Source organism: Phenylobacterium sp. (assembly GCF_004799395.1).
Lineage (GTDB): Bacteria > Pseudomonadota > Alphaproteobacteria > Caulobacterales > Caulobacteraceae > Phenylobacterium.
The window spans coordinates 1-22,809 of the sequence record NZ_SSMZ01000173.1 but is presented as its reverse complement, the minus strand read 5'-3'; the positions used below and the strand labels follow the sequence as shown (position 1 = coordinate 22,809).

Genomic DNA, 22,809 nt, shown 5'->3' with positions numbered 1-22,809 from the left:
CCTTGGGTCTCTTAACAGTTGCGGCCTTATCGCAGCGGTTGCACCGCGTGGGACCCCATGAAGTTCGAAGTCATCGAGGACATTGGCGCCTGGATCGTGCGCCGAGACGGCGTCGAGATCGCGCGTTTCGGCGATCAGGAAGCGGCCCTGGCGGACATCGCCGCGCGTCTGCGCGCCTGCTCCAACGCCGCGTTCAGCTATTCGCTGGCCGTCCGCTACCTGGCGCGCGCCTGAAGAAGGGTCGGCCACGCTGGCAGCCAAGCATGGCAGGCGCCAACACTGCGTCGGCTACCTGACGCACGTGTAGGATTTACTTAACCAACTTGAATTTTTGCTTTGGGGGACCGGCTGAACGGGGGCAAGCTCGACCGCAGACGATGGAAGGTCCGCTTCCACGCTTCGAGTTGGTGATGGCCTACTTCTGCTACATCCACCGGCAGACCGGCGGCGTGCCGCATTTCGAGGTGCTGCCCGAAACCTCGCAGGGCCATGCGATCGACACCGCAGCCCGGCTGCTGGCGCAGCGCGCCGACGCCGTGCGCGCCGAGGTGTGGGAAGATGAGCGGCTGGTTTTCACCCTGCCGCGGGGAACCGGCGCGCCGCCGCCTCCCGTCGCAACCTGAACGGGTCAGATCCGCATTTCGAAATAGGCCGTGTCCGAGCCCGCCGAATGGCCCAGCAGGGTGATGCGGAAGCTCGCCCCGTCCTGCAGCTTCAACTCGCCCTCGCCGGCGCGGAACGCCTCGGCCGCCACTTCCGGCGTGGCGGTCAGCGAGCCGCGCAGGCGCAGCGGACCCAGGCGAAGGCTCGAGGGCTCGCCGTGAATCTGGTAGTCGACCGGTCCGGTGAAGCCGCGGCAATGGAGCTCTCCGGCGCCGAGATGCACGGGAAGCTGTTTACGCAGGCGCGCCATCGGATCTCCTTGTGGGTAGGGACTCATAACGCCCAAGGCCAAGGTTCGATCCACCGTCACCGATAGGCGCGGATGAACAGCCCCACGGTCAGGGTGACGCCGATGGCGATCACCGCCAGCCGCAGGACCTTCTCGTTGGCGCGGCGCAGCAGCCAGGCCCCGGCCAGGCCGCCGCCGATCGCGCCGACGGCCAGGACGCCGGCCTGCAGCCAGCGCACCTCGCCGGAGAACAGGAAGATCAGCACCGCGGTGCCGTTCATCACACCGGCCAGGACGTTCTTGGTGGCCGCCGCGGCGCGCACGGGAAGCTTGGCCAGGCTGAGCACGGCCAGCATGAGGAAGCCGATGCCGCCCCCGAAATAGCCGCCGTAGATGGCGATGGCGAACTGCAAAGCCATGGCCTGGGCCGGCTTCAGGGGGCGCGCCGTGGCGGGTGGCCGGCGGAAGCTGCCCCAGGCGAAAGCGCCGGTGGCGAAAAGCACGAGCCACGGCAACATGCCCTCGAAGAGGCGTGGCGGGGTCACCAGGAGCAGGATCGCGCCCACCGCGCCGCCGATCAGGCTGATGACCACCAGGGTGCGCAGCGACAGGTTGTCGGCTCCGGTGGCCAGGCTGCGGCCGGCGAAGCCGGTGGTCACCTGGCCTGGGAACAGGGCCACGGTGGAGGTGATGTTGGCCGCCCGCGCGTCCAGGCCGGAAAGGATCAGGGCGGGCAGGGTGATGAACGAACCGCCGCCGGCGAGCGCGTTTTGAGCGCCCGCCCAGACGGCCGCGGCGAGCAGCAGGAGCAGCATCCAGGGGGACGGATCGTGCAGCGCCACTCTAGCGGATCGCCAGCCAGGCGACGCCGGCCAGCACCGCGACCGGGATCAGGACGACGCCCAGGCCGGCCTGGCCGCTGGCGGTCAGGACAACCTCAACCATCATCACCAGGGCCACGACCGTGACGGTGCCGGCGTCGCCGAACAGAGTCTTCAAGAAGGCCTTCATGTGGCGGCTCCCGCGGGGCGAGGCCGGCGGATCAGGGCCATGAGGCCGAGGCCGCCGAGGGCGAAGAAGGCGGCCAGCGCGAGCAGGCTGAGGTCGCCGAGGGGCCAGGCCCGCTCGCCGGCCGCCGACTCATAGGTCCAGTAGGTCCCGAAGGCTGTGATCATCACGCCGACCACGAACTTGATGGCGTTCTCCGGCACCCGGGTCAGTGGCGCGCGGACCACCAGGCCGGCGGCGAGCACGACGACCAGGGCTGCAAGCGCGCCGGCTCCGCTGCTGATCCAGGCGCGACCGTGCAGACCGAAGGCCGCGACGATCAGCCAGACCTCCAGACCTTCGAGCAGCACGCCCTTGAAGGCGATCAGCCAGCCGGCGGCGAAGTCGCCACGGCTGAGTTCGGCCTGGGTCTCGGCGAAGGTCTCGGCTTCGTCGTGCAAGGCTTTCAGGCCCGCCCCTCGCGCCACGGCCTTGGCCAGCCAGCGCACGCCGAACAGCAGCAGGAAGACGCCGATCGCCAGCTGCAGCCAGCGGACCTCGAGGCCGAGCCCCAGCACGCCGCCGGCGGCGATAGTCATCAGGGCGAGGACGGCCAGGGCGGCGACCGCTGCGCCGCCGGCGGCGCGCCAGCCGATGCTCAGGCTGACGGCCAGGACGATGGTGAACGCCTCCACCCACTCGACCGCCGCGGTGAGGAAGGCGGCGGGGACGACGGACCAGTCAAGCACTATGATCCTCCATCGAAACCCGACTGAACGCCTGCCCGCGGCGCATATGGGGATGCGGGCTCAATGCCGAAAATGCATTTACTGCACGAGGGTATGTTCGGGACGGATTTTGGCTAAGGCATTCGCCACGGCCGTCACATGATCGCGCAGCCAGCGATGAGCGGGATGGCGCTCCAGCCGGCGGTGGCAGAGCATGAAGGTGCGCACGACGGGCGAGTCGAAATCCGGCTCCCGCATTTCCAGGGGGAAATTGCGCGCGAACACCTCGGCGACGCGGCGGCTGAAAATGGCGACCAGATCGGACTGCGCCAGGATGACCCGGGTCGACAGATAGGGCGCCCTGAGGCTGATCCGGCGCGCCAGGCCGCGCGCGGCGAGCCAGCGGTCGAGAAAGGCGGTGTCTTCGCCGCTGGAGGAGACCTCAAGGTAGAGAAGGCCCGCCAGCGTTTCTGCTGACAGCACAGCCTTGCACGCCGGATGTCCGCTCCGCATCACCAGCACGAAGGGGTCTTCCAGCAGCAGTTCGCTGCGGAACCGCTCCCCCGGGGCCTCCAGGCTGCCGATCGCCAGTTCGATGTCGCCGCGGTCGAGGCAGTCGGCGATGTCGAGGGTGCCGCTGGGGCGCATGTCGAGGCGGACGGCCGGCGCCTCGTCGAACACCGCGGCCACCAACGGCGGGGCGATCACAACGGAGGCGAAATTATTGAGGCCGAGGGTGAAGCGGCGACCTGAGCCCTGAGGATCGAAGGTCAGGGGCTCCAGGGCCAGCTGCATCTCGCTCAGCGCATTGCGCAGCGGCTCGGCGAGGGCCTCGGCGCGCGGCGTCGGCGTCATGCCGTCCGGGGTGCGCACGAACAGCTCGTCGCCCAGCATGTGGCGCAGGCGATTGAGCGCATGGCTCATCGCCGGTTGGCTGAGGCCAATGAGGCGGCCGGCGCGCGTTACGCTGCGCTCGCGCATGACCGCGTCGAAGACCACAAGCAAGTTGAGGTCAATCGAACGCCAATTCATCTTCGACATGTACCTGTGCCAACAATGCATTTCAATCTGCCAATACTCAAACCCATATGGCGTCGAAGGCGTGAGGGGGGCTTAGACCGGCGAGGCGTGAGACAAGTGGCTACGATCTTAGTTGTCGAGGACGAGACGGAAGTGCGCGAGGCGATTGCGAAGGTCCTGGGCGCCGCGGGCCACAAGGTGGTCCAGGCCGTGGACGGACGCGATGGCCTGGATAGATACCACGAACACCGTCCGAAGCTGATCCTCTGCGATATCCTGATGCCGGAGCGGGATGGACTTGAGATGATCACGGCGTTGCGGGGCGACGGGATCCAGGTTCCTGTCGTGGCCATGCTTGAGCCCGACGCGGCCCAGGCCAACCTGCTGCTGAACCTGGCCATGGCGCTGGGGGCCCGCGAAGTGCTGCTGAAGCCGGTCATGGTCAGCGAATTGCTGCACACCACCGCAAAACTCCTGGCGCCGGTGCTCCCCAATCTGAAGCCGCGCGCCGACTAAGCCCTTTTTTCCGGCTGACTTGCCTCAAGTCTGCCCAGGCGGGGCCTAGCGCTTCTTGCCCAGCTCGGCGGCGATGTCCTTGGTAAGGCGGCCGACCTTACGGTGCGCGGCGGTGATCTGGTCCTTGGTCACGCCCCAGCGCTTCATCCAGTACTCGACGGCCTTCCGTTCGGAGAGGTCGAGCCGTTCCTTGTCGATGAAGCCGCGCTTGTCCTTGAGGCCGGCCATGGGAACTCCTTCGCTGCGGTGAGCCTAGGGAGCTTCCTTGCGCAGGGGAAGCGCACCGGCCAAGGTTCCTGGCGTCCCTGGGGATAGGGACGGGGGGAGAACAAGCGATGCTGCGATCGTTGAGCGTGCGCGTGGTGATCGCGCTGCTGGCTGGACTGGCGCTCGGCGCGGCCGCCGCGGCCTTCGGCGGCGCGACCGCCAAGCACGGGATCGAGCTGGTGGAAGCGGTCGGCGCGCTTTGGCTCAACGCCCTGCGGATGACCGTGGTGCCGCTGATCTTCGCGGTGATGGTCACCGGGATCGCCGGCGTCGCGGACGCAGCGGCGACCGGGCGGCTCGCGGCCCGCTCGCTGATCTGGATCGTGGCGCTGATGTGCTTCGGCGCGGTGTTCGCCCTTGGCTTCGCCCAGGTCTTCTACGCCATCTGGCCGGTGACGGGGGCCGCGGCGGCCGCGCTGCGGGCCGGGGCCACGGCGGCGCCGGACGTGGCCAAGGCCGCGCCGACCTTCGTGGGCTTCGTCTCCGGCCTGGCGCCGGAGAACGCGCTGAAGGCCGCCTCCGAGAACGCCATCCTGCCGCTGGTGGTGTTCGCCGCCTTCTTCGGGTTCGCCACCACGCGCCTGCCCGAGGCCAGGCGCCAGGCGATCAACGACTTCTTCGACGCGATCGGCCAGATCATGATCACCATCGTGCGCTGGGTGCTGGCGGCCGCGCCGATCGGCGTCTTCGCGCTGGCGCTCGGCGTGGGCCTGAGGGCCGGAGTGGGCGCCGCCGGCGTCATTGCCCACTACGTCACCGCCATCGTGCTGGGGAACGTCGGCATCACCCTCGTCGCCTATCTGATGGCGCTGATCTGGCGGCTGGATTTCCCGCGTTTCGTACGCGCCGTGGCGCCGGTGCAGGTGACCGCCTTCGCCACCCAGTCGTCGCTGGCCTGCCTGCCGGCGATGATCGAGCGGTGCCGTGACGATCTGGGCGTGCCCGATAGGGTGAGCGGCCTGGTCCTGCCGCTGGCGGTCTCGGTCATGAGGATCACCGGGCCGGTGGCCAATTTCGGCGTCGCCCTCTTCCTGGTGCAGGTCTACGGCCTGCACCCCAGCGCCATGACCTACCTGGGCGCGACCCTGGTGGCGGTGGCGACCTCGATGGCCTCGGTGGGCCTGCCGGGGCAGGTGTCGTTCTTCGCTTCCATCGCCCCGATCTGCCTCAGTCTCGGCCTGCCGGTGGACCTGCTGCCGATCCTGATCGCCGTCGAGGTGATCCCCGACATCTTCCGCACCGTGGGCAACGTCACCGGCGACATGGCGCTGACCGCCATCCTGGCCAAGGACGAACCGGCGGCCGCTTGATTGCGGCGCGGCGGGCCTCTACCCAGCTTGGCCATGGCCAACGAACCTTTCTTCACAATCGACGGGACGCATTACGTCCCGACGCCGGCGGCGAGGGGGCCGTGGAACCCGAACTCGCTGCATGGGCGGGTGATCGCGGGGCTGCTGGGCGCCGAGATCGAGCGGCTGCACGGCAGCCCGGACTTCATGCCGGCGCGGCTGACGGTGGACATGTACCGCCTGCCGGACCTGTCGCCGGTGGAGGTGACGACCAAGGTCGTTCGCGCCGGCAACCGCATCAAGGTGATCGACGCGGAGTTCGTCTCCGGCGGGGTCAGCGCGGGGCGGGCAACCTGCCAGCTCCTGAAGCGCACCGAGAACCCGGCGGGCAATGTCTGGAAGCCGGAGCCGTGGGTCGTGCCGGCGCCGGCTGACATTCCGCCGCCTACCGATGGGCGCTCGGGCATGGGGGGCATGTGGGCCACGCGCCGGATCGCCGGCGACTTCGGGACGGTCGGCCAGAAGCGGCTCTGGATGAGCGAGGTGCGCGAGCTGGTGGACGGCCGGGCGCTGACGCCGTTCGTGCGCGTGGCGGTGTCGGCGGACTTCGCCAGCCCCTTCGCCAACGCCGGCGACAACGGCCTGGAGTTCATCAACTCCGACGTGACGGTCTATCTGCACCGCGAGCCGGCCGGCGAATGGATCGGCTATGAGGTGGTCAACCACGGCGCCACCGACGGCGTGGCGATCGGCGAGTGCTTCCTCTACGACGAGCAGGGCCCGATCGGCTCGGCGACCTGCGCGGCCCTGGCGCAGCGGCGGATGGCGCGCAGCTAGGCCGCAGAATCGAACGGGGCCGCCCCGAACAGTCGAGCCGGCCCCGTCAAAGCCCGCCGTGTGGTTGGAAAGCCGCCGGGCAACTTCAGATTGCAGACAACGCTACCGAGTCGTGAACGTGACGAGGCGTCACATCGTACTTCTACGTAAGGTAGCGGCGTTCGGTTTCAGGCCGGGCGCAAGGGCGGCATCAGCTTGCGGAATTCGGCATAGGGGTCGTTGTCTATGCGGCTCTTGAAATTGAACATCATGGTGGCCCGCGCCTGGAGCTCGTAGCGCGGCCAGTGGGGCAGGCCCGACCGCGGGTCGTTCGGGTCGCCGTGGCGGGCGAAGGCGGTCCAGGCGGCGCTCGCCTGCTTGCCCAGCGCCAGCGTCGCAGGCGCGGTCCCCAGCAGCATCGGTCCCAGCGTCACGTTGTCGAAGACGAAGGGGATCTCGGTGGTGTGAGGCGCGCGCATCATGCCGCCGTCGACAGCGGTACGGCCTTCCCATACGTACATGTAGACGGGCGCCGGCTGGGCGGCCTTGCGCTCCGCCAGGGCGGCGGAGGAGACGAAGGTCGCCTTGGAGGTGACGTCCACGTACATGTAGCTGGGGTTGTCGGCGGGGTACCTGGCCTTGGCCTCGGCGACGAGCTTGTCGGTGAGCGGGCCATACTGGGCCCGAAGGCGCTCGATCATCTGGGCCTCGGTCTGCTTGCCCCACGAGTCGAAGCCGACGTTGTAGAGGGTCTGCTCGTCGGCGGTGCAGCCGACCATTATGGGGATGTCGCGGCCGAGCGGGTTGGCGACCGGGTCGAAGGGATGGCCCTTGATCGCCACGCCGTCCATCACCGGACCCCAGCGCCCGCCGATTGCGCCCAGGGACTTGGCCGCGGCGATGATCGCCCCGGGCGGGACCGCGCGCAGCGCCGCAAGGTCGGCGACCTCCAGGACTTTCATGAGTTGGCGCGCCTGATCGGTGGCTGAGGCCCTGTCGGCCGAACGCAGGGCCGCGCCGCTTTCCACGATGCCCTTGTGACGCAGGCCGGTCATCGAAGGCATGGCCAGGCTCGTGGACACCTTCGCCCCGCCGCCGGACTGGCCGAAGACGGTGACGTTGCCGGGGTCGCCGCCGAAGTTGGCGATGTTGTCCTTCACCCACTGCAGGGACGCGGTCAGGTCGAGCATGCCGACGTTGCCGGAGGCGGGGTCGCCGCCCAGGTCGGCCAGCTCCAGAAAGCCCAAGGCGTTCAAGCGGTGGGTGACGCTGACCAGCACAACGTCGTGGTTCCTGGCCAGGTTGTGGCCGTCATAGACGGGCCAGTTGCCGCTGCCGTAGTTGAAGCCGCCGCCGTGCCACCAGACCATCACCGGCCGGGCCTTGCGGTCGAGGGCCGGCGTCCAGAGATTGAGGAACAGGCAGTCCTCGCTCTGGCGGATGGCGTCCTCGCCGGAGTTCATCAACTGGTTCAGCGCCGGGCCCACCGCGCCGGGATAGCGCGCCGCCCCGCCGCCGGAGGCGTACTGGATGGCCGCAGGCCCGAAGGCGATGGCCGCGGCTGGGTCCGTCCAGCTTGCGGGCTTCGCGGGCGGCGCCCAGCGCAGCGCGCCCACCGGCGGGGCGCCGTAGCGCAGGCCCTTGAAGGTCGGGACGCCCTCTTCCATCAGGCCGATGACCGGCCCGTTGGTGGTCTTCACCACTGGGGTGACGCCGCTGGCGACATAGGCGCCGGCGCGGCCCGAAAAGGCGCTCAGGCCGAGGCCGGCGGCGCCCGCGAGGACGCTGCGACGCGAGGCGCTCACGTCGTTGCTCATGGTCTTTCCTGCCCCTTTGGCAGAGCGTCTTCGCGCCCCGGCCTGATTTCTTACGCCGCCCGTGCGGCTGTGCCATGGTGCGCCCAAGGACTGGCAAAGGTCCATTGGGAGGTTCGATATCCATGCGTCTGATGAAGCTGCTCGGCGGCGCCCTGGCGCTCAGTGTCCTGGCGAGCGCGCCGGTCCTGGCCAATCCGAAGAATGCGCTGGACGCCTATGTGGCCAAGCCCGACCCGGCCTTCGCCTGGAAGGTCGTGGGCCCGGTCTCGGGGCCGGGCTATCACGGGGCGGTGCTTGAGCTGACCTCGCAGACCTGGCTGACCGCCAAAGAGGTGGACAAGCCGTTGTGGAAGCACTGGCTGACGGTGATCGTCCCGGACAAGCTGTCCACAAACCTGGCCAGCCGCGACAAGGCCTTCCTGTTCATCACAGGCGGCGCCAACACCGACGCCGCGCCGACCAAGGCCACCGACCGCTTCGCCAAGATGGCAGTGGAGACGAGCTCTGTGGTCACCGAGCTGGACGACGTGCCGAACCAGCCGCTGCGCTTCGCCGAGGACCCCAAGCCCAGGGTCGAGGACGAGATCATCGCCTATCAGCAGGCGAAGTTCGCCAAGGACCGCAATCCCCTCGACCTGGTGCGCCTGCCGATGGTCAAGAGCGGGACCCAGGCGATGACCGCGGTCCAGCAGTACCTGGCGAGCGACGCGGGCGGGAAGCTGAAGATCGACGGCTTCGTGGTCTCCGGCGGCTCCAAGCGCGCCTGGGTGACCTGGCTGGTGGGCGCCATCGACCGGCGCGTGGTGGCGATCATCCCGATCGTGATCAACGTGCTCGACGTGGACGCGACTGCCAAGCACCACTGGGAGGCGATGGGCTATTTCTCGCCGGCGCTGAAGGACTACGTCGAGAACCACCTGATCCCGGAGATGATCGGCTCGCCCGGCCTCTCCGAGGTCAACCGCATCGAGGACCCGCTGAACTACCGCGACCGCCCTGCGATGAAGATGCCGAAGTACATCATCAACGCGGTGGGCGATGAGTACTTCCCGCCGGACAATACGAAGTTTTCCTATCACCTGCTGCCCCAGGTGAAACGGCTGCGGATGATCCCCAATTCGAAGCACTCGACGGCGGGCACCGACATCAACGAGAGCATGACTGCCTTCTACGACGCGGTGCTGAATCAGCGGCCGATCCCCAACTATTCCTGGGTGGTGCGGCCGGACGGGGCGATCGTGGTCAAGTCGGCGGTGAAGCCCACCGAGGTGCGCCTGTGGCAGGGGACCGACCCCAAGGCCCGCGACTTCCGCGTCGACACGATCGGCAAGTCCTTCACCTCGACAGTGCTGACCCAACAGTCCGACGGGACCTGGGTGGGCAAGGTCGAGAAGCCGCCCATGGGCTGGACCGCCTATTTTGTCGAACTGACCTATCCCAGCGGCGCGGCCTATCCGTTCAAGTTCACCACCGAGGTCTCGGTGATCCCCGACACCTTGCCCTACAAGTGGAAGGACGCCCGCCCGATCACCGCGCCGGACGGGAAGTAGGCGGCGGCGCCTCAACATCGGTCGATCTGAAGGTCTTCAGCGGCTCGGGCCGATGGGGGCTTCATCCGGCGGCCCGGCGCAACTATCTCCTCCCCAGGACTTCGGGGAGCCGCGGCATGATGCTGATCGGGCAGTATGACTCGCCATTCGTGCGGCGGGTGGGGATTGCGCTCAGGACCTATGGGCTCGACTTCGAGCACCAGCCCTGGTCGACGTTCGGCGACGCCGAGAGGATCGCCAAGTTCAACCCGCTGCGCCGGGTGCCGACCCTGGTGACGGACGACCGCACGGTGTTCACGGACTCTGCGGCGATTCTGGCGGTGGTCGATGACATGGTGGGGCCGGAACGCGCGGTGCTGGCCCGCAACGGCGAGGACGGCCGCCACCTCCTGCGCCTGGCTGCCATGGCCGCGGGTGTCGCCGACAAGGCGGTGAGCCTGCTCTATGAGCGGGTGCTGCGCGAGGCGGCCTTTCCGCTGTGGGTCGAGCGCTGCCGGCTGCAGATCGGTGAGACCCTGGACCTGCTGGAGGCCGAACGGCAGGTTCGCCCGACCCGCTATCTGTTCGACGACAGCCTCAGCCACGCCGACGTCATGCTGACGACCATGATCGGCTTCGTGTCGGATCCGCTGGCCGCCGAGTTCGACTGGGACCGCTGGCCGGCGCTGAAGGCCCACGCAGCGACCTGCGAGGCGCTGCCGGCGTTCAAGGAAATCCGCCAGCCCTACAAGCTGACGATGCCCGGTGAAAACTGAGGTACGCGAGCCCGAGATTGTTCGGCGCGTCCAGGCCCGCTAGGACGGGCCCATGTTCTCCCCCACCGCCCGCCCCGATGTCCTCGCGCTTCGCACGTCGCAGATCCGCGAGGTGGCCAATGTCGGCATGGCGCGCAAGGACGTGCTGAAGTTCTGGGTCGGCGAAAGCGACCAGCCGACGCCGGCCTTCATTCGCGAGGCGACCGCCAAGGCGCTGATGGACGGCGAGACCTTCTATACCCACAACCTGGGGCGGCCGGACCTGCGCGAAGCGCTGTCGGCCTATCTCAGCCGGCTGCATGACCAGCCGATCGCCTTCGAGCGGCTGGGCATCACCAGCGCCGGCGTCAACGCCCTGATGCTGGTCAGCCAGGCGGTGGTCTCGCCCGGCGACAAGGTGGTGGTGACGACGCCGGCCTGGCCCAACATCGTGGAGATCCCGCGCATCCTTTCGGCACGGATGGAGACGGTGTCGCTGGACCCCGCCCAGGGCCGCTGGCGGCTCGACCTCGACAAGCTGATGGACGCACTCACGCCCGACACCAGGGTCCTGTTCCTCAACTCGCCGAACAATCCCACCGGCTGGACCCTGCCGGCGCAGGACCGCGCGGCGATCCTGGCGCGGTGCCGCGAATACGGCATCTGGCTGATCACCGACGACCCCTACGAGCGGCTGATCTTTGGGCCGGGCAAGTCGGCGCCGTCGTTCCTGCCGCTGGCTGATGAGGACGAGCGGGTGATCTCCACCAACACCTTCTCCAAGGCCTGGCGGATGACCGGCTGGCGGATGGGCTGGATGGTGCTGCCGAAGAGCCTGGTCAATTCCATGGGGGTGGTGATCGAGTACAACACCTCCTGCGCGCCAGACTTCATTCAGTCGGGCGCCATCGCCGCGCTGAACGAGGGCGAGGCGCATATCGCTGACCTGCGCACCGAGCTGGCGGTGGTCAAGGACCAGGTGATCGGGGCGCTGCGCCAGATGCCGGGCGTCGACGCGCCGGAGCCCGAGGGCGGCATGTACGCCTTCTTCCGCGTCGAGGGCGTCACCGATTCCGTGGCCTTCGCCAAGGACCTGATCGACAAGGCCGCGGTGGGTCTGGCGCCCGGCTCGGCGTTTGGGCCGGAAGGCCAGGGCTGGCTGCGTTGGTGCTTCGCCAACAGGCCGGAGACCAACGCGGCGGGCCTGGAGCGGCTGGCGGGGTATCTGGCCGCGCGTCAGAAATAGGCTGTGGCCTTGAAGACCACGGAGATCGGCTCGAGCGGGTGGACCTGGACGTCGGGGATGCCGTCTGCGGGCTCGCCCTTCAGGCGGGTGGTGTAGAAATAGGCCGCCGAGTCCGCCTTGGTGTTGGTCAGGTTGAAGACGCTCATCTGCAGGCGCAGGTGCGGGTTCACCTTGTAGCCGATGTCGGCGTTGAACTCGGAGTAGCCCTTGTCCTGCGGGAATTCCTCGCCGTCGTTGATCGGGTATTTGCCGAGCGCGCGCCATTGCAGGCCGCCGAACCACGGGCCGAGGTCGTCGACGATCACCCCGAAGGAGCCGATGAAGCTCGGCGCATTGGCGATGAACGGCTGTACCAGGCCGAAGGTGGCGAAGTCGCCGGTGTAGCGGGCCTTGGAGAAGGCCAGGTCGGTGTTCAGTTCCAGCCAGGGAAGCGGCTTGTACTGGCCGGAGAACTCGACGCCCTGGCGGCGGCTGGGCGCGCTGGCCGTGTCCTGGCCGACGTCGGCGTCATAGGCCAGCTCGGACTGGAAGGTTTCCTGGAAGACCGAGAGCTGCAGGGCGACCTTGGGGATGATGTTGGTGCGCAGGCCGACCTCTTCGCCAATGGCCGGCGCCAGGAACGGCGTGCGGCCAGCGCCCACTGGCTCGCCCTCGATGGGCACCGTGCCGAAGACGCCGCGCACGTCGTCGGAATGGAAGCCGCGGCCGGCGCTGAGGTAGAGCTCGGTCTTCTCCCAGGGACCCAGCACCAGGCTGGCCTTGGGCTGGAACAGGGTCTGGCTGCCAGAGCCTGAGAAGCCGGTGACGAAGCTTTGGTCGGTGGCGTGGTAATATTCCTCGCGCAGGCCGACGATGGTCCTGAGCCAGGGCGTCCAGCGGATCGTGCTCTCGACATAGGGGCCGAGGTCCAAGAGGTGGACGCGGTCGGCGTTGCAGGCGCCATCCACCGCGGGCTGCGGGGTCGCCGGGCCTTCGGGCTGTGCGATCTCGCAGTAGTCCAGGACCGTGCGTTGCACGGTGTGGCGGCGGTCGACGTAGGCGTCGTCGTAGCGCAACTGCAGGCCCGCGACGGTGTCGGTGGTGATGTCGCCGAAGTCCCTCAGATAGTGGATCGCCGCCTGGCCGCCGAGCGTGGTTCGGGCCTCGTCCTGTTTCTCCTGGTCGCCGTTCACCGGATCTTCGAGGAAGTGGGTGAAGTCGTTGTAGAGGTACATCCGCCAGCGGATGGCGTAGGCGCTGGCCACGAAGCGCCAGTCGTCGCCCTTGGCGGCGAAGTGGCCGGAGAGGCTGAAGCGTTCCGAGAAGCTGCCGTCGGAGGGATCCAGCGTGCCGTAGCGGCCGATCAGGCCCTCCTGGATGGCGCGCAGCGGCTGGTCGGTCGTGAGGTTGCCCTGGCCCTTGTAGTACATCGCCGTCAGGTCGTAGCCGTCGTCCGTCTCGCCGTGGCTGTAGCGGATGACGCCGTCGATCTTGCGGAAGTTGTCCGGGTGGGTGAACGGGCCGTCCACGTGGCCGAGATAGACGCCGCCCATCAGCCGGTCGGTGTCGTCGATCCTATAGGTCCCGCCGATGAACCCGTTGTAGACGCCGAGCGTGCCGGCGCTGAGCGACATCTGGTTGGGGATCTCGTCGGCCATCTTCACGTGGGTGGAGGCCACCGCCCCGAAGTCGCCGACCGCGGCGTAATAGGGACCCTTGGTGTAGTCGAGGCCGTTGAAGACCTCGGGCATCATGAAATTCGAGTCCGAATAGCCCTGGCCGTGGGTGTTGGTGGAGCGGTTCACCGGCATGTCGTCGACGAAGTTGGCGATGTCGGTGCCGTGGTCGAGGTTGAAGCCGCGCAGCAGGTACTGCTGGGCCTTGCCCTCGCCGGAGTGGACGGTGACCACCAGGCCAGGCGTCGTCTCCAGCAGCTGGCCGACGCGGTAGACCGGGCGCAGCTGCAGCTCCTCCTCGGTGATCGAGCCCTGGCTCGCGGTCGCGGCGACGCCGATCAGGTTGAGGTGCGAGGCGGCGGTGACGACGATCTCGCTGACCACTGCGGGCGGGCCCGGCTTGGCGGGGGCCTTCGGCGCGGCGGGTTTGGCGGCCGGCGGCGCGCCGGGCTCAGTCTGGGCGACCGCGGCGGACGCCAGGGCCACGGCCGCAACGCCGGCCAGGAGGCTCAGGACTGTCGGGCGGTTCGGAAGGCGCATCGCGCGGCAGTCCAGTCGGAACACGAGAAGGCGCCACTCGCAGCACGAGCCGCGGGTTCGGAGGAAGCGCTAGGCGCCACGCTCCGCGCGCCGCGCCAAGTTTCTTACGGTTCCGGGGACGTTACGGGAGGTTACACATGCCTCCGCCCGTCTGAGCGAGAGCGGGGCAGCGGCCCACCGGCTCTTCAAGCCAGCAAGCCGCCGCTGCCACGGCCAGTGTCCGACCGGTGAGACAGCCGCTATCAAACAGATATGGGCCGAGACGGCCTGCCGTCGGCAGCAGACAAGTCATCGCTCCCGACCTGACCTCACTCGAAGACTCTCCGCGACGCGGCGACCGCGGCTCCGGCGTGATCGGCGTCGTGGATCGCCTGGTTCTTGGCCAGGTGGGCGAACATCTGGATGCCGAAGCCGCCGTCCAGGTCGTCGGTGATCCGCCGCTTCCACGGCCGCCGGATGATCTGGGTGGTGAGGCGCCGCGTGACCCGCGGCTGGCTCATGATGTGGTCGGCCAGCTTCCAGGCCCGATCGAGCAGACGGTCGCGCGGCAACACCTCGTTGACCAGGCCCCAGTCGAGGGCGGTCGCGGCATCGATCTGCTGGCCGGTCAGGAGGGCGTAGGCCGCCCGCTTCACGCCCAGCAACTCCTGCAGGCAGCTGTGGATGCCGTCGCCCGGAACCGAGCCCATGTTGAAGTGCGGATCGAAGATCACCGCCTCCTCGGCGCAGAGCGTGAGGTCGCACATCAGGCAGATTTCGGCGTGGGAGGCGTGGCCGTTGATCACCCCGATGGTCGGGATCTCAAGGTCATTGATCAGCGCGCTGACGTTTATGCGGCCGTCCTTGTAGGCGTATTCATAGGCCCAGTTCTGCAGGTCCTCGCGCTCGAGGGCGAACCCTTCCGGGTCGAGGGCGGCCAAGAAGTGCTCGCCCGAGCCGGTGAGGATCAGCAGTTCGTTCTGCGGATCGGCGCCAATCGTCTTGAAGAGCTGTCCAAGCGCGCGGTGGTTCTCGACGCTGAGCTGGACGGAGCCGCCCAGGGTGTGGGCCTGGGCCAGCAGGACGCCGTCGGCGCGCCGCTCCAGCCGGAAGTGATCCTTGAACTGCTCCCGGTAGTCCTCGAATTTCGGTGTCGGGACGAATGGGACGAGCGACATGGCTGGACTCCCTTGGGGGCTCTAGGTTTGCGTCGGACCGCGATCCACTTCGGTGAAGCAGCTCCAGTCCTGGTCCTGTGCGCCGCGCGCGATCACAACGTCCAGCTTGGCGCGCAGCGCCTCGGCGCTCGACAGCCGCAAGCGCACCGCCCGGGCTGCGTCGATCATCAGCTGGACGTCCTTGCGTCCCCCGGCGGCGGTGAAGCCGACGTTGTCGAAATCCCGCTCGCGGATCTTGTCGATATACTCGCGGGTCCCCGGGTTGCCGAAGAATCCGCTCAGCATCTGCGGGACCAGGCCCGGCGGCAGGCCGGACTTCTCCCCCCAGGCCAGAGCCTGGCCGATCAGGTCCATTCCCGAAGCGCCGAGGAAGTTGGCGATCAGCTTGGCGATGGCGGCCTGGCTCTGCTGTTCGCCGACGACCAGCATCATCGGCGCATAGGTGGTGATCACAGGCCTCACGGCCTCGATCGCCCCGGCGTCGCCGGCGACGAAGGTGACGAGCTGGGCCGCTTCGGCGGCCGGCACGCGGCCCACGACGGGTCCGGCGACGTAGCGGCCGCCCGCCGCGGTGTGCAGGTCGGCGAGCTCGTCCGAGAGGCTGGGTGAGACGGTGCTTGTGCCGATGTGGGTGGCGCCGGGCCGCAATCCCGCGAGGATGCCGTCCGGCCCGGCCACGACAGCCCGCAACGAGCCGTCGTCGGCCAGGCTTGAGATCAAGATGTCGGCGGACTGCGCGGCGGCGGCAGGCGATTCTGCGAATGCGGCGCCGCCCGCAAGCAACCGCCCAGCCTTTTCGGGCGATCGGTTCCAGACCACCAGCGGATAGCCCGCGCGCTGCAGGTTCGTGGCCATGGCGAGGCCCATCTTGCCCAGCCCGAGAAAGGCGACGGACGTCTTGTCGGGGGAAGAGGTTGTCATTTCACGCGGCCTATTTGAGTTCGAAGTATTCGAGCGTGCCCTGTCCTGCCGATGCCGACGTACCCGGCAGGCTCAAGGTGATGGGGCTTTCGAAGCGGGTGTACCAAGGCTTCATCGACATCGCCGACGCCGCGATTCGAACGGCGAAGGGCTCGTCGGCGAGCAGGTTGGCGGAGGTCAGAAGGTGGTCGGAGATCTTGAATTCGGCCTGGCTCCCGTTTGCCGTCGCGAACGAGACGCCCGACCCGATCGGGCGCTGATGGCGAGCGTCCGGGTGGCGCACCGGACCGCCTTCGGTCACCGTCACGTCGGATCCGAAGGCGTCGACCTCGACCTGGGTGTCGTCGCCGACGAAGAAGAGCGGGATGCTCGCGCCGCCAACCGCGGCCTTGCCGTGGATTTCCGAGGCGATGATCGTGTGTCCGCCGCTGCGGCCGCGTCCCCACCACCAGTCGTCGAACAACTTGGCGGGCGAGACGTTGCCCCAGTTGTGGTCGTGGTAGCCGCTGCCGGTGACCTGCCGGGTCGCGCCGTCGGCGGTCAGCGTTCCGGTGATCGCCCCCTCCGGCACGGCGACGAGCCAGGCGAAGTACCGCGTCCCGGCTTCGATATAGCCGGTCGCGGGCCGGTAGGAGGCGACGCGCCGGCGTAGCGTCAGATCGCACCCCACGCCGCCGGTCTCGGACGGATCCACATGGATGGAATAGGTCTCGAGATCGCCCTTGAAGCTGTGGGGCCCGATCTGGATGTCCGCATGGTCGGTCGCGAAAGACCCCGGCGCGGCGAAGGTCCGCATCACGCGGCGGGTCGGCTTGCCTGGCGGGGTCAGCTCGATGTCCACGGCCCGCTTGTGCGATCCGTACATCCAGTTGTCGCCGAACCAGACCACCACGACGCTCCCATCGTCCAGCAGGCCGTCGAAATACCACCACTCGAAGGTGTCGGCGGAACTCCGGGTGCGCCGGCCGTCTTCCCGCACGGCGACCGTTTGGCCGAGGCCCAGGGCTGCGAAGTCGGCGGGAGAGGTGGCCAGATGGAGCTTCTGATCGTCCGACGTCGCCGGCTGGGCGTAGGCGGCTGAGCCCACCGCCATCGCCCCCGCCGCACCGCCCACGAGCTGAATCCAACGCGAAGGCTTCATCACCTATCTCCGTGCGTAATGCACGGGAGATCCATAGCCCGGACAGATTGCGCCTGGCAATAATATTTGTGCATAATGCACGGATGGGTGATTGGTCAGACGATATCCACGCCGTTCTGCTGCAGATCAACGGCTACATGAACCGTCCCGATCTCGACCAGGCCTTCCTGGCGCGCGCCGGCGTGAAACTGGACCGGGCGCTGTTCCCATTGCTGACCAGGATCGGACTTCTTCATCCGATCAGCGTGGTCGAGCTGGCGAGCCTTGTTGGCCGCAATCACTCCACGGTCAGTCGCCAGTCGGCCAAGCTCGAGGCATTGGGTCTGGTGCAGAGGCAGACCGCGAAGGGCGACCAGCGCGTCAGGCTGCTTGAACCCTCGCCGAACGGCTGGGCGATGCTGGGTCGATTCGCCGACGCGCGGCGCAGGTTCACGGACAAGCGCCTTGGCGATTGGACGCCGGAGGAGAGGGCCACGCTGCTCGACCTTCTCCGGCGGTTTTCCACCGCGATCGTCGACTTCGAGGCGGCCGCGGCCGCCAGCCCCCGTTCCAATGTCCCGTGAGGCCGCGAAGTCCACCCCGCGCCTCATCCGTCTCGGGACCTGAGCGCGATGGCCCTGGGCACCGCGCTCGCCGGGATCTGTGGACGAGGTGTTAGTTCGGCGAGGGCGGCGCCGGGGCGGCGGGCGGAGCGAGCAGCACGCTGACCGGGTCCTTCGGGGTATCCGCCGCCGGCGCGTCGGGCGCGGGCGCGGCTTCGGCGGCGGGCGGCGGGGCGGCGGGCTCGTCGTTCACCTTGAAGGCGCCGCCCATCAGGGTGGCGTTGGCCTTCAGCGACTTGGCGACGGTCTCGCAGCGGGCTGGCAGGGCCCAGCTCATCCACTCCTGGGCCAGGCGCGCGGGGGTGACGTCGGGGGTCACGTTCCAGACGTCGGCGCCCTTGCTGACGGCGGCGGCGCCGACGGTGTTGATCGGCTTGAGGCTGGCCTTTTCGGCGGCGGTCAGGGCGGCGCGGAAGAGCTTCAGCTGCGCCTGCCCCTCCTTCTGCATATCGGCGTAGACCTTGAGATCGTCGGAGAGCTTGCGGTCCGGCGGACGGTAGGTGCTCTCGATGCGGGTGACCTCGGGCATGACCCGGTCGTGCAGGTCGAGGTAGCCGCGCAACAGGCCATAGCACCAGCCCACGAACTGATAGTCGTCGCGGGGCGCCCCGGCCGGGAGGCGATCCTCTGGCGGCGTTGCTGCGTCAGCGGGCGGTGCGGCGGCCTCGGCCGGCGGGGGCGCTGCGGCCTCGGCGGCAGGCTGGCCCTGCAGGAAGAGGACGAGGGCGAGGGCGATGGGAGCAGGCATGGACGCGGGGATACCCTGTTGATTCCAACTATTTTCGGGCCGTGTCGGCGCCAGGGGGACCGAAGCCGCCGCCGCCGGGGGTCTCGATCTCGATGATGTCGCCGACAGCGACCTCGATGGCGAAACAGCCGGGTAGGTCTGTAACGGTCCCAGAGGCGGCGATCAAACGCTGAGCGCCCGGCAAGGCGGGGCCGCCGCCCTTCAGCCCCTGCGGCGCATGCTCGCGGCGGGACGAGAGCAGGGCCGCCTCCATGGCCGCCAGGAAGCGGATGCGCCGCACCGAGCCGTCGCCGCCACGCTGCGCGCCTGCGCCGCCGGAGCCGTGGCGCACGCCGAAGCTCTCGACCCGCACCGGGAAGCGACGCTCCAGGATCTCGGGGTCCGTGAGCCGCGAATTGGTCATGTGGGTGTGGACGGCGCTGGCCCCGGGGGCATGCGCGGTCGCGCCGGAGCCGCCGCAGATGGTCTCGTAATACTGGCGGGTGTCGTCGCCGAAGGTGAAGTTGCTCATGGTGCCCAGCGAATTGGCCATGACGCCCAGCGCCGCATAGAGGGCGTCGACGACGTGCTGGCTGGTCTCGACATTGCCGGCCACCACGGCGGCGGGCGGACGCGGGTCGAGCATCGAGCCCGGCCGGGTCAGGATGTTCAGCGGCTCCAGGCAGCCGGAATTCAGCGGGATGTCGTCGTCCACCAGGGTGCGGAAGACGTAGAGCGCCGCGGCGTCGACGATGGCCGAGGGGCCGTTGAAGTTGGTGGGGACCTGGTCGGCGGAGGCGCTGAAGTCGAGGGTCGCCTCGCCGGCCGCCGCGTTGACGGTGGTCGTGACCACGATCTCGCCCCCCCCGTCCACGGGCACGCGCGCGAAGCCGTCCGAAAGCTTTCCGACCGCGCGTCGCACCGCGGCGGCGGCGTTGCGCTGCACGAAGGTCATGTAGCGGGCGACGGCCTGGGCGCCATAGGTGCGGATCATCTCCGAGACGGCGCCGGCGCCGGCCTGGCAGGCGGCGATCTGGGCCTTGAGGTCGGCCAGGTTGGTGTCGGGATTGCGGGCGGGCCAGCGGCCCGAGAGCAGAACCGCGCGGGTCTCCGCGTCCAGGAAACGGCCCTCGACCATGATCGGCACGGCGTCCAGCATGACGCCCTCCTCGTCGATGGTCTTCGAGAACGGCGGCATGGAGCCCGGTTGCACGCCGCCGATGTCGGCGTGGTGGCCACGGGCGGCGACGTAGAACGACGGCTGCTCGCCGCCGTCCATGAACACCGGCATCACCACGGTGATGTCCGGCAGGTGGGTGCCGCCGGCGTAGGGGTTGTTCAGCGCGAAGGCCTCGCCGGGATGCAAGGTCGGGTGGCGGTCGCGCACGGCGCGCACGCTGGCGCCCATGCTCCCCAGGTGCACCGGCATGTGGGGCGCGTTGGCCACCAGACCGCCGTCGGCGTCGAACAGGGCGCAGGAGAAGTCGAGCCGCTCCTTGATGTTCACCGAGTGGGCCGTGCGCTCCAGCGCCGCGCCCATGGCCTCGGCCACGCCCATGAATCGGCGGTTGAACAGCTCCAGGGTCACCGGATCGGGCTTGTCGAGGGCGATGGCGTGGCTGCGCGCGACGCCGGTGCGGGCGAGGGTGATCAAGCCGCCGGCGTGGGCGGTGGCGCGCCAGCCGGGGGTGACGGCGATCTGGGTGTCGGCGCGGACGATGAGGGCGGGGCCGTCAAGGGTGGTGAAGGCGTCGGCGGCGATCACCGGCGCGTCGTGCCAGGCGCCGTGGGCGAACATCTTCACCGCGCCCTTCTCCTTCGGGAGAAGGTGGCCCGCAGGGCGGGTCGGATGAGGGGTTTCGCCGAGGGCGGAGGGTGCGCCCTCATCCGTCAGCCGTCGGCCGACACCTTCTCCCGAGGGAGAAGGGGTTTGAGCCTCCGCCTCCACCGCGGCGATCAGGATCGTCCGCCCGGGCTCGATGAAGCCGAACAGGCGATGGTGGGCGGCTTCGAAGGCGGCCTTGGCTTCGGGGAGCTCGCAGTAGGGGACCGGCAGCTGGGCGTCGGCGCCATCGTAGCGCAGGCGCATCGTGCGGCGGACCTCGCCGGTTTCCGCGCCCTGGTCGGCCATGGCCTCGCGGGCCTGGGCCTCAACCTTGGTGAGGACGAGGTCGGCGGCGAACAGGCCGTGGGCGTTCAGCGGGACCTCGAGCCCGGACTGGCGCAGCGCCGTGACCTGGGCTTGGCCGATCCCCCAGGCGGAGAGCACGCTGCCGTATTTCGGGCAGAGGATCTCTTCGACGCCAAGGGCCTCGGCGGTCTGGCAGGCGACCTGGCCGGCGGCGCCGCCGAAGGCGGTGAGCGCGTGGTCGCGCGGGTCGAAGCCCCGCTCGGTGGAGATGCGGCGCACAGCCTGGGCCATCTGCTCGACGGCCACGGCCACAAAGCCCTCGGCGGCGGCCTCGACGCTCTCGGCGCCCATGGCGTCCGCAAGCTTGGCCAGGCGGGCGCGGGCGGCGTCAGGGTCGAGCGGGGCGTCGCCCTTCGGCCCGAACACCGAGGGGAAGAAGCGCGGGTCGAGGCGGCCCAGAACCAGGTTGGCGTCAGTGACCGTGGCCGGGCCGCCGCGTCCGTAGGCCGCCGGGCCGGGATCGGCGCCGGCGCTGGCTGGACCTGCGCGGGCGCGCATGCCGTCGAAGGTCAGGATCGAGCCGCCGCCGGCGGCCACGGTCTCCACGTCGAGCATGGGGGAGCGGATCTTGGCGCCGGCCACCTGGGCGGTGTCACGGCGTTCGAGGTGGCCGGCGTAGCGGCAGACGTCTGTGGAGGTGCCGCCCATGTCGAAGCCGAGCACGGCGCGCGCCTGCGCCTGGGCCGCTGTGCGGGCGACCCCAACCACGCCGCCGGCCGGACCGGACACCACCGCGTCCTTGCCGCGGAAGGCTTCGGCGCGGACCAGGCCGCCGGCCGAGGTCATGAAGTAGAGGGGCGCGCCCGCGACCGCATCGGCCACGCGGCGGACATAGTCCTGCAGGATGGGCGTCAGGTAGGCGTCGGCGATGGTGGTCTCGGCGCGCGGAATAAACCGCGGCAGGGGCGAAACCTCATGGCTCATCGCAACGAATGGGAAGCCGAGAGCTTTCGCAATCTCGCCGGCCGCCCGCTCGTGGGTGGGGTTCAGGTCGGCGTGCAGGAAGGCGATGGCGACGGAGGCGTAGCCTTGGACGAGCGCGGATCTAAGCTTCTTGGTGAGCGAAGCGGCGTCGAGGGCCCGAACCACGCCGCCGTGGGCGTCCAGCCGCTCGTCGGCCTCGATGACGCCGGAATAGAGCGGCGGCGGGCGCTGGATCGTGAGCGCGAAGAGGTCGGGGCGCGCCTGGTCGCCGATCAACACGCTGTCGGCGAAGCCCTGCGTGGTGACGAACAGCGTCTTGGCGCCGGCGCGTTCCAAGAGCGCGTTGGTGGCGACGGTGGTGCCCATCTTGATGGATTCCACGCGCGCCGCAGGGAAGGGCGCGCCGGGCGCGGCGCCCAATATGCGGCGCATGGCTTCCACGGCGGCGTCGGGATAGGCCGGCGAGGCGCTCAGGAGCTTGAGCGAAATCTCGGCGCCGGCGTCGGGTCCGCTCGCCGCGCGGCCGATCACGTCGGTGAAGGTGCCGCCTCGATCGATCCAGAAGCGCCAGGACGTGTCCAAAACTTAACCCGCCCTGTGATTGTTTTCAGCTCGCCACACTCGTATGGCTGCTTATCCCAATGAGCTTCTGGCGCAAGATAGCTGGCCTGGCCGCTCGCAACCTCGACGAGGCCGAGTGCGACGTCTGCCCTCCGGGGCTTCCCGGCGAGGACCCCGCGTTCTCGACGGCGGTGACCGCGCTGGGCGCCAAGCTGGCCAAGGCTGACGGCGACGCTCAGGCGTCGGAATATGCAGCCTTTTCGGAAGTGTTCCATCCCGACGCCGGCAGCGAGGGCAATGTCCGCAGGCTCTATCAGCTGGCGCGGCAGACCACGCGCGGGTTCGAGGGCTACGCGCGCCGGCTGCAAAAGCGCTACCACGCCTGTCCGCAGCTCTTGGAGGACGTGGTGGACGGCCTGTTCTTCATCGCCGCCTCCGACGGTGTGGTGACCTCCGACGAGCTCGCCTACCTGCAACGGGTGTCCGAGCTGTTTGGCCAGAGCCCGCTGGTGTTCCGACGCCTGAAGG

General features: G+C 69.0%; 23 protein-coding genes. 10 read left to right on the top strand and 13 right to left on the bottom strand.

Translation table 11 applies throughout. The annotated features are described in order from the left end of the window. The first annotated feature begins 57 nt into the window (after positions 1-57). Positions 58-234: a hypothetical protein gene (locus tag E8A12_RS11615; protein WP_293368822.1), complete on the top strand. Its 177-nt coding sequence runs from the start codon at positions 58-60 to the stop codon at positions 232-234. A 143-nt stretch (positions 235-377) separates the two neighbouring features. Then, entirely contained in the window at positions 378-623 is a 246-nt protein-coding gene (locus tag E8A12_RS11610) for a hypothetical protein (protein ID WP_293368820.1), read from the top strand. 5 nt (positions 624-628) lie between these two features. On the opposite strand, the gene E8A12_RS11605 is transcribed toward E8A12_RS11610, so the two are convergent. From E8A12_RS11605 to E8A12_RS11585, 5 genes are all read right to left on the bottom strand, one after another. Then, positions 629-913: a hypothetical protein gene (locus E8A12_RS11605; protein ID WP_293368818.1), complete on the bottom strand. Its 285-nt coding sequence runs from the start codon at positions 911-913 to the stop codon at positions 629-631. Positions 914-969: 56 nt separating this feature from the next. Then, positions 970-1,734, bottom strand: a complete 765-nt coding sequence (locus E8A12_RS11600; RefSeq protein ID WP_293368816.1) for a sulfite exporter TauE/SafE family protein — start codon at positions 1,732-1,734, stop codon at positions 970-972. Position 1,735: 1 nt separating this feature from the next. Beyond that, complete coding sequence (locus tag E8A12_RS11595; RefSeq protein ID WP_293368814.1) at positions 1,736-1,903, bottom strand: hypothetical protein; 168 nt, start codon at positions 1,901-1,903, stop codon at positions 1,736-1,738. Continuing rightward, entirely contained in the window at positions 1,900-2,628 is a 729-nt protein-coding gene (locus tag E8A12_RS11590; protein WP_293368812.1) for a hypothetical protein, read from the bottom strand. The genes E8A12_RS11595 and E8A12_RS11590 overlap by 4 nt, the downstream gene beginning before the upstream one ends. Positions 2,629-2,706: 78 nt before the next feature. Next, positions 2,707-3,648: a LysR family transcriptional regulator gene (locus tag E8A12_RS11585; protein WP_293368810.1), complete on the bottom strand. Its 942-nt coding sequence runs from the start codon at positions 3,646-3,648 to the stop codon at positions 2,707-2,709. A 96-nt stretch (positions 3,649-3,744) separates the two neighbouring features. Between E8A12_RS11585 and E8A12_RS11580 the strand changes: the two genes are divergently transcribed. Beyond that, complete coding sequence (locus E8A12_RS11580) at positions 3,745-4,143, top strand: response regulator (RefSeq protein ID WP_293368808.1); 399 nt, start codon at positions 3,745-3,747, stop codon at positions 4,141-4,143. Positions 4,144-4,188: 45 nt separating this feature from the next. Here E8A12_RS11580 and E8A12_RS11575 read toward each other — a convergent pair whose 3' ends face one another. Beyond that, on the bottom strand, positions 4,189-4,371 hold the full coding sequence (locus E8A12_RS11575; protein WP_293368806.1) for a DUF3606 domain-containing protein: 183 nt from the start codon (positions 4,369-4,371) through the stop codon (positions 4,189-4,191). Between the two features lie 107 nt (positions 4,372-4,478). Here E8A12_RS11575 and E8A12_RS11570 point away from each other — a divergent pair, with 107 nt between their 5' ends. Together E8A12_RS11570 and E8A12_RS11565 are read left to right on the top strand one after the other, a co-directional pair. Continuing rightward, entirely contained in the window at positions 4,479-5,720 is a 1,242-nt protein-coding gene (locus tag E8A12_RS11570) for a dicarboxylate/amino acid:cation symporter (RefSeq protein WP_293368804.1), read from the top strand. Between the two features lie 33 nt (positions 5,721-5,753). Continuing rightward, positions 5,754-6,536 (top strand): acyl-CoA thioesterase domain-containing protein, encoded by a 783-nt coding sequence (locus tag E8A12_RS11565; RefSeq protein WP_293368802.1) that lies wholly within the window; start codon positions 5,754-5,756, stop codon positions 6,534-6,536. Positions 6,537-6,703: 167 nt separating this feature from the next. Here the strand turns inward: E8A12_RS11565 and E8A12_RS11560 are convergent, their stop codons facing one another. After that, complete coding sequence (locus E8A12_RS11560) at positions 6,704-8,332, bottom strand: carboxylesterase family protein (protein ID WP_293368800.1); 1,629 nt, start codon at positions 8,330-8,332, stop codon at positions 6,704-6,706. A gap of 122 nt (positions 8,333-8,454) precedes the next feature. Here E8A12_RS11560 and E8A12_RS11555 point away from each other — a divergent pair, with 122 nt between their 5' ends. The 3 genes from E8A12_RS11555 to E8A12_RS11545 all read left to right on the top strand — a co-directional run bounded on the left by E8A12_RS11555 (position 8,455) and on the right by E8A12_RS11545 (position 11,862). Continuing rightward, entirely contained in the window at positions 8,455-9,882 is a 1,428-nt protein-coding gene (locus tag E8A12_RS11555) for a PhoPQ-activated protein PqaA family protein (RefSeq protein WP_293368798.1), read from the top strand. A gap of 116 nt (positions 9,883-9,998) precedes the next feature. Further along, complete coding sequence (locus tag E8A12_RS11550; protein ID WP_293368796.1) at positions 9,999-10,637, top strand: glutathione S-transferase family protein; 639 nt, start codon at positions 9,999-10,001, stop codon at positions 10,635-10,637. A 52-nt stretch (positions 10,638-10,689) separates the two neighbouring features. Then, positions 10,690-11,862 (top strand): pyridoxal phosphate-dependent aminotransferase, encoded by a 1,173-nt coding sequence (locus E8A12_RS11545; RefSeq protein WP_293368794.1) that lies wholly within the window; start codon positions 10,690-10,692, stop codon positions 11,860-11,862. Here E8A12_RS11545 and E8A12_RS11540 read toward each other — a convergent pair. The 4 genes from E8A12_RS11540 to E8A12_RS11525 all read right to left on the bottom strand — a co-directional run bounded on the left by E8A12_RS11540 (position 11,853) and on the right by E8A12_RS11525 (position 17,276). Further along, positions 11,853-14,057: a TonB-dependent receptor gene (locus E8A12_RS11540; protein ID WP_293368792.1), complete on the bottom strand. Its 2,205-nt coding sequence runs from the start codon at positions 14,055-14,057 to the stop codon at positions 11,853-11,855. The two genes, E8A12_RS11545 and E8A12_RS11540, sit on opposite strands and share 10 nt — an antisense overlap. Before the next feature lie 308 nt (positions 14,058-14,365). Continuing rightward, positions 14,366-15,214: an enoyl-CoA hydratase/isomerase family protein gene (locus tag E8A12_RS11535; protein WP_293368790.1), complete on the bottom strand. Its 849-nt coding sequence runs from the start codon at positions 15,212-15,214 to the stop codon at positions 14,366-14,368. 21 nt (positions 15,215-15,235) lie between these two features. Further along, positions 15,236-16,135 (bottom strand): NAD(P)-dependent oxidoreductase, encoded by a 900-nt coding sequence (locus E8A12_RS11530; protein ID WP_293368788.1) that lies wholly within the window; start codon positions 16,133-16,135, stop codon positions 15,236-15,238. Between the two features lie 10 nt (positions 16,136-16,145). Continuing rightward, complete coding sequence (locus tag E8A12_RS11525; protein ID WP_293368786.1) at positions 16,146-17,276, bottom strand: hypothetical protein; 1,131 nt, start codon at positions 17,274-17,276, stop codon at positions 16,146-16,148. Positions 17,277-17,287: 11 nt separating this feature from the next. Between E8A12_RS11525 and E8A12_RS11520 the strand changes: the two genes are divergently transcribed. Further along, on the top strand, positions 17,288-17,839 hold the full coding sequence (locus E8A12_RS11520) for a MarR family transcriptional regulator (RefSeq protein WP_293368784.1): 552 nt from the start codon (positions 17,288-17,290) through the stop codon (positions 17,837-17,839). A 91-nt stretch (positions 17,840-17,930) separates the two neighbouring features. Here the strand turns inward: E8A12_RS11520 and E8A12_RS11515 are convergent, their stop codons facing one another. Continuing rightward, complete coding sequence (locus E8A12_RS11515) at positions 17,931-18,626, bottom strand: hypothetical protein (RefSeq protein ID WP_293368782.1); 696 nt, start codon at positions 18,624-18,626, stop codon at positions 17,931-17,933. 28 nt (positions 18,627-18,654) lie between these two features. Then, positions 18,655-22,302: a hydantoinase B/oxoprolinase family protein gene (locus tag E8A12_RS11510; protein ID WP_293368780.1), complete on the bottom strand. Its 3,648-nt coding sequence runs from the start codon at positions 22,300-22,302 to the stop codon at positions 18,655-18,657. 59 nt (positions 22,303-22,361) lie between these two features. On the opposite strand from E8A12_RS11510, the gene E8A12_RS11505 reads away from it, so the two are divergent. Next, positions 22,362-22,809 (top strand): TerB family tellurite resistance protein (locus E8A12_RS11505; RefSeq protein WP_293368778.1); only part of this gene is annotated, 448 nt, incomplete at its 3' end.